This is a genomic window from Arsenophonus endosymbiont of Aphis craccivora (assembly GCF_013460135.1).
Taxonomy (GTDB): Bacteria; Pseudomonadota; Gammaproteobacteria; order Enterobacterales; family Enterobacteriaceae; genus Arsenophonus; species Arsenophonus nilaparvatae.
In genome coordinates, this window is record NZ_CP038155.1 from 1,816,454 (window position 1) to 1,829,940 (window position 13,487).

General features: G+C 40.6%; 8 protein-coding genes and 6 pseudogenes. 3 read left to right on the plus strand and 11 right to left on the minus strand.

The annotated features are described in order from the left end of the window. Nucleotides 1-243 precede the first annotated feature (243 nt). Nucleotides 244-1,098, minus strand: a pseudogene (locus tag E3U36_RS09240) (IS5 family transposase). A gap of 212 nt (nucleotides 1,099-1,310) precedes the next feature. Here E3U36_RS09240 and E3U36_RS09245 point away from each other — a divergent pair. Then, nucleotides 1,311-1,607, plus strand: a pseudogene (locus E3U36_RS09245) (helix-turn-helix domain-containing protein); the annotation flags it as partial. 54 nt (nucleotides 1,608-1,661) lie between these two features. Here E3U36_RS09245 and E3U36_RS12780 read toward each other — a convergent pair. From E3U36_RS12780 to E3U36_RS09255, 3 genes and pseudogenes are all read right to left on the minus strand, one after another. Next, a complete protein-coding gene (locus E3U36_RS12780) occupies nucleotides 1,662-2,072 on the minus strand; it encodes a transposase (RefSeq protein WP_238337441.1) in 411 nt (136 codons plus the stop codon). Then, a pseudogene (locus E3U36_RS12785) lies at nucleotides 2,047-2,301 on the minus strand (transposase); the annotation flags it as partial. The pseudogene E3U36_RS12785 and the gene E3U36_RS12780, both read right to left, overlap by 26 nt. Nucleotides 2,302-2,365: 64 nt before the next feature. Continuing rightward, the gene (locus tag E3U36_RS09255; RefSeq protein WP_180816330.1) at nucleotides 2,366-2,854 is read right to left on the minus strand and encodes a hypothetical protein; all 489 of its coding nucleotides are present in this window, start codon (nucleotides 2,852-2,854) and stop codon (nucleotides 2,366-2,368) included. Between E3U36_RS09255 and E3U36_RS09260 the strand changes: the two are divergent. After that, nucleotides 2,848-3,702, plus strand: a pseudogene (locus tag E3U36_RS09260) (IS5 family transposase). The gene E3U36_RS09255 and the pseudogene E3U36_RS09260 overlap by 7 nt on opposite strands. Before the next feature lie 45 nt (nucleotides 3,703-3,747). Here E3U36_RS09260 and E3U36_RS09265 read toward each other — a convergent pair. Both E3U36_RS09265 and glyA read right to left on the minus strand, forming a co-directional pair. Beyond that, complete coding sequence (locus tag E3U36_RS09265) at nucleotides 3,748-4,761, minus strand: 3-phenylpropionate MFS transporter (RefSeq protein ID WP_238337443.1); 1,014 nt, start codon at nucleotides 4,759-4,761, stop codon at nucleotides 3,748-3,750. A 141-nt stretch (nucleotides 4,762-4,902) separates the two neighbouring features. Next, on the minus strand, nucleotides 4,903-6,156 hold the full coding sequence (gene glyA, locus E3U36_RS09270) for a serine hydroxymethyltransferase (protein WP_180816331.1): 1,254 nt from the start codon (nucleotides 6,154-6,156) through the stop codon (nucleotides 4,903-4,905). Nucleotides 6,157-6,444: 288 nt separating this feature from the next. Here glyA and hmpA point away from each other — a divergent pair. Then, nucleotides 6,445-7,657, plus strand: a pseudogene (gene hmpA, locus E3U36_RS09275) (NO-inducible flavohemoprotein). Between the two features lie 109 nt (nucleotides 7,658-7,766). Here hmpA and glnB read toward each other — a convergent pair. The 5 genes and pseudogenes from glnB to E3U36_RS09300 form a co-directional block, all read right to left on the minus strand. Then, a pseudogene (gene glnB, locus E3U36_RS09280) lies at nucleotides 7,767-8,106 on the minus strand (nitrogen regulatory protein P-II). Between the two features lie 15 nt (nucleotides 8,107-8,121). Beyond that, entirely contained in the window at nucleotides 8,122-9,744 is a 1,623-nt protein-coding gene (locus tag E3U36_RS09285) for an NAD+ synthase (RefSeq protein WP_180816332.1), read from the minus strand. Between the two features lie 29 nt (nucleotides 9,745-9,773). Then, entirely contained in the window at nucleotides 9,774-11,111 is a 1,338-nt protein-coding gene (gene glrR / locus E3U36_RS09290) for a two-component system response regulator GlrR (protein ID WP_180816333.1), read from the minus strand. Beyond that, nucleotides 11,108-11,953 (minus strand): two-component system QseEF-associated lipoprotein QseG, encoded by an 846-nt coding sequence (gene qseG / locus E3U36_RS09295; protein WP_180816334.1) that lies wholly within the window; start codon nucleotides 11,951-11,953, stop codon nucleotides 11,108-11,110. The genes glrR and qseG overlap by 4 nt, the downstream gene beginning before the upstream one ends. Further along, the gene (locus E3U36_RS09300) at nucleotides 11,953-13,392 is read right to left on the minus strand and encodes a sensor histidine kinase (protein ID WP_180816335.1); all 1,440 of its coding nucleotides are present in this window, start codon (nucleotides 13,390-13,392) and stop codon (nucleotides 11,953-11,955) included. The genes qseG and E3U36_RS09300 overlap by 1 nt, the downstream gene beginning before the upstream one ends. Nucleotides 13,393-13,487: the final 95 nt, after the last annotated feature.

Below are 13,487 nucleotides of genomic sequence, written 5' to 3' on the forward strand. Positions count from 1 at the left end.
ATTTGCTCATACCTAAATTCATTAAAATCAATTTAGCTGGTTATTTTTACATCATTACAATTAATAATGAGTGAAACAAAATACTGCGACTATTTACAATAACCAAAACTCACTATCTAATTTCTATTTATTAATAATAGTGTTTATATGGTTGTCGCAACACTAAAATCTGCCTCAACATTAAAGGGGCTTTGTTGAATAAATCAGAATTAGCCGACAGGATGGCTCCCTCTGCTACAGCTGTTATCCGATCCTGACGCTGTGTGGCATACCCAACAACGTCATACGGTTCAGCGCTTTGACCATCGCCATTGCTTCACCTACCTGAGCCTCATAGTCACGCAGGCTCAGATGGCCACCCAGCAAAGTTTTTATGCGGAACATCGCTGTTTCTGCCACTGAACGCCGGTGATAACCCACTTTCTTTTTCCACATATCATTACTCCTGCTCAGACGCTGATTCGCCACCGCATGGTTACGTTCATGGTACTTGTCCGGCTAGTATTTCGCTCCGCTTCGCGGCTGGATAAGGGGCCTGATTTTCCGGTGGGTTTGGTTAATCAGGCCCGGCAGTGCCTGCGCATCTGTCGTTCCGCTGAGCGATAAGTCGGCACAGATAATCTCATGAGTCACACTGTCTGCTGCCAGATGAAGCTTGCGCCACACTCTTCGTCTGTCAGCCCCATGCTGCCTGACTTTCCTTTCACCTTCGCCAAAGACCTTCAGACCGGTACTGTCGATGACCAGATGCGAGATTTCACCACGCGTTGGCGTTTTTATGCTGATGTTGACGCTCTTTGCTCGTCTGCTGACCAGCGAGTAGTCCGGACAGCACAGCGGCTAAGACATGAGTTTAAAAATCGAATCAACGAAGCCCTGTAATGCCCGGAGCGACAGGTTAAACACACGCTTCATCATCAGGACAGTGGTAACAGCCATATCGCTGTAGTAAAGCGGCCGGCCACGACCTTCAGGCGAAGAACTGTCAGTCCATCCAGCGATGGCCGACTCATCAAGCCAGACCGTCAGGGAACCTCGTTGTCTGAGTGCCTTGTTGTACGTGGGCCAGTTGGTAATTTTAAACTTTTGCTTTGCCATGGGGACCTGATGTTGAAACGAATTTAGCGATCAGCTCCGCCAATCACCTAAAAGTTCGATTTATTCAACAAAGCCATTATTAGCCTAAGTGCTTTTATCTTAAAGAGCTGTAAAAAGGTATTCTTTTTGAATTTCTGTGTCAGCTATAAATTATTAAATAGATATTTAAGTTTTTTCTATTTGATATTTAAGATTGAAGTGGAGTAATTATTATGTTTTTCTCAAGAAAGTTAGAAGCTTTTATGGCAGTTTTTGAACAAGATTCATTATGTAAAGCGGCGAGAATATTGCACCGCACGGCGCCCCCTGTCGCAAAATCAATTAAAGATTTTGAGGCCGTATTAGGTAAGACGCTGTTTAAAAGGAAAAAATCCGGCATGACTTTAACAAAGGAAGGGCAAGAACTTTATAATGATTTAAAAAATTTATATTTGCAGGAAAAAGAAATTACCAAAAGATATGTTGGTAACGAATTTCGTAATGTGGTTAATATTTATTATGACTGGGGGCTTTGTTGAATAAATCAGAATTAGCCGACAGGATGGCTCCCTCTGCTACACCTGTTATCCGATCCTGACGCTGTGTGGCATACCCAACAACGTCATACGGTTCAGCGCTTTGACCATCGCCATTGCTTCACCTACCTGAGCCTCATAGTCACGCAGCCTCAGATGGCCACCCAGCAAAGTTTTTATGCGGAACATCGCTGTTTCTGCCACTGAACGCCGGTGATAACCCACTTTCTTTTTCCACATATCATTACTCCTGCTCAGACGCTGATTCGCCACCGCATGGTTACGTTCATGGTACTTGTCCGGCCAGTATTTCGCTCCGCTTCGCGGCGGGATAAGGGGCCTGATTTTCTTTCTTAGCAACGCGTCGTGGCAGTAACAGGCGTCATAAGCACCGTCTGCTGACCAGCGAGTAGTCCGGACAGCACAGCGGCTAAGACATGAGTTTAAAAATCGAATCAACGAAGCCCTGTAATGCCCGGAGCGACAGGTTAAACACACGCTTCATCATCAGGACAGTGGTAACAGCTATATCGCTGTAGTAAAGCGGCCGGCCACGACCTTCAGGCGAAGAACTGTCAGTCCATCCAGCGATGGCCGACTCATCAAGCCAGACCGTCAGGGAACCGCGTTGTCTAAGTGCCTTGTTGTACGCGGGCCAGTTGGTAATTTTAAACTTTTGCTTTGCCATGGGGACCTGATGTTGAAACGAATTTAGCGATCAGCTCCGCCAATCACCTAAAAGTTCGATTTATTCAACAAAGCCCATTAAAGGTAGATAGATAAGTGATTAAATCGATACTGCTATTTTCGCTTTTATTGTCAAACGCAGCCATGAAATCAATTAAACCATTAATTTGTTCATTATTAAGCGGTTCATTAAGTCCAATTCCAGCTTTAACAGTAATATTTTGTTGCTCATAATCTTCAATCAATATGCCAGATAAACTATCCGAAGAGAGGTATGAGCGATTGCCGTTATGATCAACAATCTGATAATCAGCGATCTTTTTATCCTGCAAAATAATGGTATCTTTGCCACCACTGTTAATAATTTTAATATGGCCATTAAGCTGATTAATGAAAATAATATTGTTACCTTTTCCTGCCGTCAAGGTGACATTTCCACTGGTCGTGATAAGAATATCATCGCCATCACCACGGCTTTGTTGAATAAATCGAACTTTTAGGTGATTGGCGGAGCTGATCGCTAAATTCGTTTCAACATCAGGTCCCCATGGCAAAGCAAAAGTTTAAAATTACCAACTGGCCCACGTACAACAAGGCACTCAGACAACGAGGTTCCCTGACGGTCTGGCTTGATGAGTCGGCCATCGCTGGATGGACTGACAGTTCTTCGCCTGAAGGTCGTGGCCGGCCGCTTTACTACAGCGATATGGCTGTTACCACTGTCCTGATGATGAAGCGTGTGTTTAACCTGTCGCTCCGGGCATTACAGGGCTTCGTTGATTCGATTTTTAAACTCATGTCTTAGCCGCTGTGCTGTCCGGACTACTCGCTGGTCAGCAGACGAGCAAAGAGCGTCAACATCAGCATAAAAACGCCAACGCGTGGTGAAATCTCGCATCTGGTCATCGACAGTACCGGTCTGAAGGTCTTTGGCGAAGGTGAATGGAAAGTCAGGCAGCATGGGGCTGACAGACGAAGAGTGTGGCGCAAGCTTCATCTGGCAGCAGACAGTGTGACTCATGAGATTATCTGTGCCGACTTATCGCTCAGCGGAACGACAGATGCGCAGGCACTGCCGGGCCTGATTAACCAAACCCACCGGAAAATCAGGCCCCTTATCCAGCCGCGAAGCGGAGCGAAATACTAGCCGGACAAGTACCATGAACGTAACCATGCGGTGGCGAATCAGCGTCTGAGCAGGAGTAATGATATGTGGAAAAAGAAAGTGGGTTATCACCGGCGTTCAGTGGCAGAAACAGCGATGTTCCGCATAAAAACTTTGCTGGGTGGCCATCTGAGCCTGCGTGACTATGAGGCTCAGGTAGGTGAAGCAATGGCGATGGTCAAAGCGCTGAACCGTATGACGTTGTTGGGTATGCCACACAGCGTCAGGATCGGATAACAGCTGTAGCAGAGGGAGCCATCCTGGCGGCTAATTCTGATTTATTCAACAAAGCCGGTGAAAAGGTAAATGTTCATAAACAAAACCTACCACAATTGTCACTAGCGCTAAACCACCTCCTAGTCCAAATGCCGAATAAAATGCTTGCAGCGGAATAATTTCACCTTCGCTACGTGCACTAATAAAACGCATTGCCGCTAGATGACAAACAGTAAAAGTACCACTATGTAAAAGTTGGCTAACTATCAGTATTGGTAAAGTGGTAAAATAGGCCATTAATCCCCAACGAACAACCGCGCAACTAGCTGATAACAATAATAATCCACTTACCTGCCAATGACGGAAAAGGACATGGCTAAAGGTAAACACAATCACTTCAGCAACAATACTTAAAGACCATAACAGGCCAATAATACCATCGGAATAACCCACTTGTTGCCAATAAATTGAAGAAAAACCATAATAGGCAGCATGAGAAGCTTGTAATAAAGTAATGCACAGTAAAAAACGCCAGACTGCGCTATCGGCTAATAATTGCTTCAATGATATAGTTGTATTAGCTATTTGGCGATAAGTGGCTTTAGGCATAACTGTAGGTTGTAATAACATCGTCAACAACATAATGATTATACTGACAAGTAATGCGTAAATAATTATTTTATGTCCCCCGCTATTCGCTAAATAACCGATCCAAGAAGCGCTAATAATAAATGCAATCGAACCCCAAAACCTTAATTTTCCATAATCAAATGTTAACTGTTTTTGCCAAGTAGCGGCTAACGCATCGGTTAAAGGTATCATCGGTGAAAAGAATAGATTGAAAGCCAACATGATAAATAATAACCATAACCAATGTGAACTTACGGTAAATCCAACAGCAAACAGCAGCGTTAAACCAGCAAATAGACGCAAAGTCGTAATTAGGTGATAGGCTCGTTTCACTATCGGTGCGATCATTAAAGAACCAATAAAACGAGCGGTAAGGCCGGCGGCTAGCAAGATAGCAATTATATCAGCCTCAAGTCCTTCACCATTTAGCCAAATCGCGATAAAAGGCAAAAAAATAAGTGAAATAATCTAAAGCAAGCCAACGTGTTGATGGAATAATCATTATTTATTCCCATTTGATTATCGATGTAAAAAGCCCGTTTCAGTTAACAACTAAAACGGGCCGAAACGGATGACTAAATTTTAACTTATTTATGCATAAACAGGAAACTGTTGGCAAATCAACAATACTTTTTGTTTTACATTTTGGATCACGCTTTCATCATCAATCTTATCCAAAATATCACATATCCAATTGGCCAATTCAGCCGATTCTTTTTCTGTAAAACCACGACGAGTAATGGCGGGTGAACCAATACGAATACCTGAAGTAATAAATGGGCTCTGAGGATCATTCGGTACACCATTTTTATTAACGGTAATATTAGCGCGACCCAGCGCAGCATCTGCCTCTTTACCTGTGATCCATTTATCCACTAAATCTAATAAAAATAAATGGTTTTCAGTTCCACCAGAAACAACCTTGTAACCACGTTTGATGAAAACTTCCACCATTGTTTTCGCATTTTTAGCCACTTGTTGTTGATAAGTTTTAAATTCAGGCTCCATCGCTTCTTTTAATGCAACCGCTTTGCCAGCAATAACATGCATTAATGGGCCACCCTGAGCACCAGGGAATACGGCAGAATTTAGTTTTTTGTAAAACGCTTCATCACCACCTTTAGCCAAGATCAAACCACCACGAGGGCCCGCTAAAGTCTTATGGGTAGTGGTCGTCACGACATGTGCATGAGGAACAGGGTTAGGATAAACGCCAGCAGCGATCAAGCCAGCGACATGTGCCATATCAACAAATAAGTAAGCCCCAATACTATCTGCAATTTGACGCATTTTAGCCCAGTCAACCACGCCTGAATAAGCAGAAAAACCGCCAATGATCATTTTAGGTTTATGTTTTTGTGCCTGAGTGGCTATATCGTCGTAATCAATTTTACCCTCTTCATCGATACCGTAAGGAACGATATTATAAAGCTTACCAGAAAAATTGACGGGTGAGCCATGGGTTAAATGTCCACCATGTGCCAAATTCATACCTAATACCTTATCACCAGGTTGCAATAAAGCCATATAAACAGCAGTATTAGCTTGTGAACCTGAGTGTGGCTGAACATTAGCAAAATCCGCATCAAATAGAGTTTTTGCTCGATCTATAGCGAGTTGTTCAACAATATCAACATATTCACAACCACCATAATAACGTTTACCAGGATATCCTTCGGCGTATTTATTCGTAAGTTGAGAACCTTGAGCCTGCATAACTCTTGGACTGGTATAATTTTCTGAAGCGATTAACTCAATATGCTCTTCCTGACGCTTAACTTCATTTTCCATTGCCTGCCATAGTTCTTGATCATAATCTGCAATATTCATTTCGCGCTTTAACATTTACTTCTCCTGACTCAGCCACATTTTAAATCTTTATTCAACTAAATGAATATCACACAGTGTAAACTCTTTTAGCTAACTGAGATATCCCAAAAATAAAAAATTACGCAAACGATTGCCACATCCTAATTATCAAATAAAAACATTTCTCAATAGCGATTTTATTGCCAATTAAATATGCTAATTCAATCTAAGTTTTACAATTAATTATTTACTTTTAACATTAAACAATTTAAGTTGCATATGAAATGCAACTTATAAACTCTGGCCAAAACTTAGGAACTTTATATGATAGATACTCAAACTATCGCGACCGTCAAATCAACTATTCCTCTTATTGTCTCCACCGGCCCTAAATTAACCGCTCATTTTTATCAGTGTATGTTTTAACATAACCCTGAATTAAAAGATATTTTCAACATGACTCATCAAATTAATGGTGAACAAAGAGAAGCTTTATTCAATGCCATTTGCCTCTCTGCCAGCAATATTGATAATGTTTCAGCCTTACTGCCTGCCATTGAAAAAATCGCCCAAAAACATGCCAGTCTGAATATAAAACCTGAACATTATTCGATTTTTGGTCAACATCTATTGCATACCATCGATGAGCTATTTCAGCCTGGAAAAGAAATTATTGATGCCTGGGCTAAAGATTTTAACGTGCTAGCCGATATCTTTATTAACCGTGAAGAGCAGAACTACCAAACAAATGAAGAGCGTATCGGAGGTTGGCGAGGTTTACGTCATTGCAAAGTGGCTAAAAAGATCCCGCGCAGCGAAACGATCACCAGTTTTCAATTTATTCCAGAAGATGGTAATGAAGTAGTCGATTTCCGCCCAGGACAATATTTAACTATTTACCTACAGGATAATGAAAAACTCACTAATCAACAAATTCGGCAATATTCATTAACCAATGCACCTAATGGCAAAAGTTATTGTATCGCTGTAAAACGTGAAGAAAAAGGAAGTGTGTCAAACTATCTTCATAATGAGATAAAAGAAGGTGACATCGTCAAACTGGCACCACCATGCGGTGATTTTTTTCTCGCCGTTAATGCCGATACACCAGTAACACTAATTTCAGCCGGTGTCGGCTTAACGCCGATGATAAGTATGTTGGAAAAGTTACATCAGCAACAATATAAAGCACCACTGAATTGGCTACACGCGACAGAGCATGGTGGACATCAATCACGCCTTTGCTAATGAAGTAAAAAATAAATTAACCGATTTTACTCATGGCTTCAGTGCCGTTTGGTATAACAATCCACGAGAGCAAGACAGACCACAAGAACAGTACCAATACCAAGGGTTAATGGAGCTGTCAAAAGTAAAAGAGCAGCTTAATCTTAAAAATATGCATTATTACTTCTGTGGTCCAGTCAACTTTATGCAATTTATTGCCAAACAGTTGCTCGCCATGGGTGTAAATACCAGTCACATCCACTATGAGTGTTTTGGACCACATAAAGTTATTGAGAGAAATGAACAATAATAATTAAAACCCTCACTAAAACCAGGGGAAGTGGTAACAGGTGGAACAAAAAGTTACAGATTCCATATCAACTCCTTTGTAACTTTCAACCATCTGTTACCCTTTAAAATCAAATAGCCGCTTCATCCTGCTCGCCGGTTCTAATACGGATCACATGAGCAATATCATAAACAAAAATTTTACCATCACCAATTTTTCCCGTTTGTGCCGTCTATATTATCGTTTCGATACAACTGTCAACAATATCGTCCGGAACAACAATTTCAATTTTTACTTTAGGCAAAAAATCAACCATATATTCTGCACCACAGATAAAGTTATGTATGACCTTTTTGGCGGCCAAACCCTTTTACTTCCGTCACTGTCATTCCGGTTATGCCGACATCTGCTAAAGCTTCTCTTACATCATCCAACTTGAAAGGTTTGATAATTGCATCAATTTTTTTCATCAAATTATCCTATTATCACCAGTTTTTACGACCAAAAGCCGAAGTAATTGGGTAACGCCTATCCTTGTTGAAATTTCGCATTGTAACGCGCGGACCTATCGGTGCCTGACGCCGTTTATATTCATTAATATCAACTAACTTGATCACTTTACGAACTGTTACTTCATCAAATCCAGCCGCAACTAATTCACTGACCGATTTATCCTGTTCAACATAACCTTCCAGGATCGCATCCAATACAGGATAAGGGGGTAAATTATCCTGATCGAGCTGCCCTGGCGCTAGCTCAGCAGAAGGCTGCCGTTCGATCACGCGCTGAGGGATGATTGGTGAAATCGTATTTCGATACTTTGCTAGCTCAAATACTAACATCTTTGGTACATCTTTAAGCACCGCAAACCCGCCGGCCATATCACCATAAAGAGTAGTATAACCAACGGCGGACTCACTTTTGTTACTGGTCGTTAATACTAAACGGCCACACTTATTAGATATTGCCATCAGAATGATAGCCCGACAGCGAGCCTGTAAATTCTCTTCGGTTGTGTCGGGCGCCATGCCGATAAATAATGGTGACAAACCTGCCATAAATGCATCATACATAGCTTCAATAGATATTATCGCAAATTCAATATCTAACAATGCTGCCTGCTCTTTGGCATCATGGATACTCATTTCAGCGGTATATTTGAAAGGCATCATTACTGCCTGAACTTTATCTTTACCTAAAGCATCTACTGCAATAGCCAAGGTTAAAGCCGAATCAATTCCGCCTGATAATCCCAAAATAACGCCAGAGAATCCATTTTTATTAATATAGTCACGGGTTGCCATGACTAATGCTTCATAAACCTGGGCTATCGGTGATAAAGTTTCTGCTGAATTAGCCACTGGCAGTGGTTCATCATCACTAAATTTACACTGGAGAACTTGCTCAGCAAACTGCGCTAAATAATGCGTTCTCTCACCCTTGCCATTGAATACTTTTGAGCCGCCATCAAAGATGAGCTCATCTTGTCCACCAACCTGGTTTAAATAGACAATTGGTAATTGGGTTCTTTGGCAGTGTGATTTTAATAATGTCCAACGAATATGCGGCTTTTCACGATTGTAAGGTGAAGCATTAATGATAATGAGGACATCAGTGCCTTGGGCTTTAATTGCATCAACTGGCTCATCAAACCAGACATCTTCACAAATTAAAAAACCTAACTTGTAACCTTTAAAAGGTATTACACAAGTTTCGTTAGCTGAATGAAAATAACGCTTTTCATCAAAAACACCATAATTAGGCAATTGTTGCTTAAAATCTTGCGCCACTAACTGCCCCTGCCAGAAAAATGACAATGCATTATAACATTTTTCATTTTGCCAGCATGGATGACCAACAACAATGGCGATATTTTGACTAGCGTCTTTCATACGATCAAGCTGTTTGCTACAGCGTTGGTAAAAATCCGGCCGAAAAAGTAAATCCTCTGGCGGATAGCCAGTTAAAGCTAATTCCGAAAACAGAATAAGATCTGATCCCTGTAACTGTTGAGCCTTAGCTTCCTGCAACATGCGTTCACAGTTGCCTTCAATATCACCTACCAGCCAATTTAATTGTGCTAGTGCAATATTCAGCGTTCGGTTCATAAAATTTCATTCTCCAGACATAATAAAAATTATTCTTTAAAATCATTAGCATCCAGTTTATGCCTGGCTAATAATTTATAAAACTCCGTTCGGTTTCGACCTGCCATACGCGCGGCATGGGTAACATTACCTTTTGTCATTTGTAACAATTTACGCAAATAATTAAGCTCAAATTGATTGCGAGCCTCAACAAAAGTAGGTAATGCAGTATTCTCGCCTTGCAGCGCCTGAATGACTAATGCTTCACTAATAACCGGCGCGGTTGTTAATGCAACACACTGCTCAATAACATTCACTAATTGCCTTACATTACCCGGCCAATTTGCCACCATTAAGCATTTCATTGCATCCCTCGATAGGCTACGCACAAAAGGTTTATGACGCTTTATTGATTCCCTTAACAAATGATTTGCTAATAAAGGGATATCCTCCGAACGCTCATTAAGGGTAGGAATTTTGATATTTACCACATTCAAACGGTAATATAGATCTTCCCGAAATTCATTTTTTTCCATTGCCTTTGGTAAATCACGATGGGTCGCTGAAATAATTCGAACATCAATATCCAAATCACGGTTACTGCCTAAAGGCCGCACTTTACGTTCTTGTAAAACCCGCAATAGTTTCACTTGAAGAGACAAAGGCATATCACCAATTTCATCGAGAAATAGTGTCCCACCTTGCGCAGCGAGAAATAGACCTTCACGATGTGTAACCGCACCGGTAAAAGCGCCCTTGGCATGACCAAACAGCTCCGATTCTAAAAGCTGCTCAGGTAAAGCCCCACAGTTAATTGCAATAAAGGATTTTTTAGCTCTAGGACTAGCACGATGAATTGCTCGTGCCAACACTTCTTTACCAGTACCACTTTGCCCATTTATTAATACACTAACATCAGATTGCGCCACCATACGTGCCTGTTCTAATAAACGAAGCATTATCGGGCTACGAGTGACAATTTCCTCACTCCAATTTTCATTAGAAACGGAAATTGACATAGCTAAGGCTTCACCAATCGCTTTATAGAGAGCATCACGATCAACTGGCTTAGTGAGAAAACTCGATACCCCTCTTTGTGTTGCCGCTACCGCATCAGGGATTGAACCATGCGCCGTTAAAATCATGACCGGCATGCCTGGCTGCTGTTTCTGTATCTCCGCAAAAAGTGCCATGCCATCCATTTCATCCATACGCAAATCACTGATAACCAGATCAATTTTATCTTTTGCTAGAATTTTCAAGGCATCCACACCATTCTCTGCGGTAACCACCTTAAATCCTTCACTAGTCAAACGCATACCCAATAATTTCAATAGACCGGGATCATCATCTACCAATAATAGATTGGCTGATTTATGCACTGTCATTGGGGATTTTCTCCGCTTTTATCAACCTGATGAGACTCTTTAATCACATCTTTCGTTTTCGGCTCTGCGCTATTTGCTGTTGAATTGGTACTGCTTGTATCCATTTTTCCACTTGAAACATTTTGTTCCTGCTGTTTGCGTGAAGAAAGTTGTCGTTCAATATCGGTCAGATTTTCCAACTTACGTGAGACAATATTTAATTCATAGGTTAGATGAGCGTTTTGTTCAGCTAAACGATCTAGTTTATTATCGCTCTCTTGTTGTAAACGTAAATATTTAGCATTTGCTTCTTCAACATTAACAATCTGAATTTGCTTTTCACGCCATAATTCTAACAGTGGGCGAATAGGTGAAGGGAACTGCAAACTATAACTATTCAAATTATCAATCACTTTACGCCGGGCAGTGACGGTTGGCTCTGCGACATCGAGTAAAATACTATGTCGAAAAACATTTTGCCAATTAATTAAATGAATCGTGTTAGCCATCAAAGCCGCTTGCTCTTTATTCAATCGATTAGCACAGTCAACAATTCTCAACCAGTAAAGCGGATTATCTGAAGCATTCTCACTATCTATATTACATATTTTTTCACAAGTAACATAGCGATAATCTGTTATACGTTCTTCTATTGGTATCGATTCATTTATCATATCCAGTGGTACTGGATGGTGATATTTACTACAAGCTATTAATAAAAAAGGTAAAAGAAGTGTTGTTAACTTCACTTTCCATTTAGTGGAAAAAAATCCCCCACAACTTAGCTTCGCAAATGCAATATGCCATGTTTTCCGCATTATCCCTGCGTCTATTAGGGTGTTGTAATTAGACCAATTTGGCATTATTCATACTCTGTGGTTAGTGGTAGCTCAATACGAAAACAGACATCAGCAAACTGACAATCAATAAGCAACAATTGACCATTCATTCTTTTAATACAATCTTGGGCAATGCTTAATCCTAATCCGCTCCCTTTTACTGCCCCTTTACGCAATAAAGATCCTTGAAAAAAAGGTTCATAAATCATATTTTGTTCAGATTCTGGGATAGGTGTTCCTGTATTAGCGATATCGATTTGGAGTTTATCATCAGTTTCATTGCTTATTATCCAGATCTTACCCGATTCAGAACCGTAGTGCACTGCATTAGAATAGAGATTATCAATCACTCTTGCCAAAAAAGTTGGCTCTGCACAGCAATGAGTAATATTTAAATCAATTTCAGTTTGAATATTTTTAGCTCTAGCCGTTAAATTATTTGAGGAAACGACATTGGCCACTAACTTGGTTAAATCAATTTGCTGAATCAGTGCTGGCCCATCGGCTAACTGACGATTATAGTCTAATAATTGCTCAATGAGTTGTTGCAAATGTTTACTACTATTATCCAAAATAGCGACAACCTCTCTTTGATCTAAAGTCAAAGGCCCTGCTACTTCATCAGCTAATAGTTCAGCCCCTTCACGCATACTGGCTAAAGGTGTCTTTAATTCATGAGAAATATGACGTAAAAATTCGTGCCGTTGTGATTCCAACCAGCTCAGTCGCTCACTTAACCAAACAATACGCTGAGCTAATGAACGTAACTCACTAGGGCCCTTAAAACGTTCAAGTCTGGTGAAAAGTGTTCCTCCTGCCCCAAGATGATTAATCATACGCTCAATAGCTTTAACCGGACCAATAATCATTCTAGTAAACAACACAACTAATAATACACTCAATAAAAACACAATTAGCGTTTGCCAACCAAAATATTGACCTTTTTCAGCAATTGCATTCTGCAATTGCGTACCTCGTCCAAATACAACATCACGTGTTAATTGTACTAACTGATTGTTGGTAACCGAAAAACGTTCAAGTGCCTCCGCCATTGCCGGGATAGGTGAGTTATTTTCGCATTTTAAATCGAAGAGATCTTCCAGTAAGGTTTGAATAGTCGTGATTTGGTTTTTATCAGGCAAAATAGTCATTTGGCGAGCTAGCATCTCACTATATTCTTGCCATTTTTTCTTATATAAAGCAGCAAAAGTTTGATCGTTTAACACACAGTATTGACGATAGCTACGCTCCATTTCAAGCGCAGTACTCGTCATGATTTCACTGCGCCTAGCATCAAGCAAAGTGGTTCGGTTGATATCAGCCGCTTGATTACTCAATTGATCTAAACTTTGATAGGCCTGGTATGCCAATATTAATAATGGCAAAAGAACCAATAAAAAAGCCATCACCACCAGTTGGCGTAGTGAACGCGGAAAAGAATGCCACTTATTCAAAGAAATCATCTCATTACCTATTCAAACTATTATGGTAACAGAACTTATATTCGATAGTGAATTTGCATGCCGATTTAATAAAAAATTTCTAATTTTATTATTAT

Excerpts from the sequence above, each read along its gene's own strand:
- glrR (WP_180816333.1), bottom strand. The coding sequence starts at position 11,111 with ATGACAGTGCATAAATCAGCCAATCTATTATTGGTAGATGATGATCCC.
- qseG (WP_180816334.1), bottom strand. The coding sequence starts at position 11,953 with ATGCCAAATTGGTCTAATTACAACACCCTAATAGACGCAGGGATAATG.
- E3U36_RS09300 (WP_180816335.1), bottom strand. The coding sequence starts at position 13,392 with ATGATTTCTTTGAATAAGTGGCATTCTTTTCCGCGTTCACTACGCCAA.
- glyA (WP_180816331.1), bottom strand. The coding sequence starts at position 6,156 with ATGTTAAAGCGCGAAATGAATATTGCAGATTATGATCAAGAACTATGG.
- E3U36_RS09285 (WP_180816332.1), bottom strand. The coding sequence starts at position 9,744 with ATGAACCGAACGCTGAATATTGCACTAGCACAATTAAATTGGCTGGTA.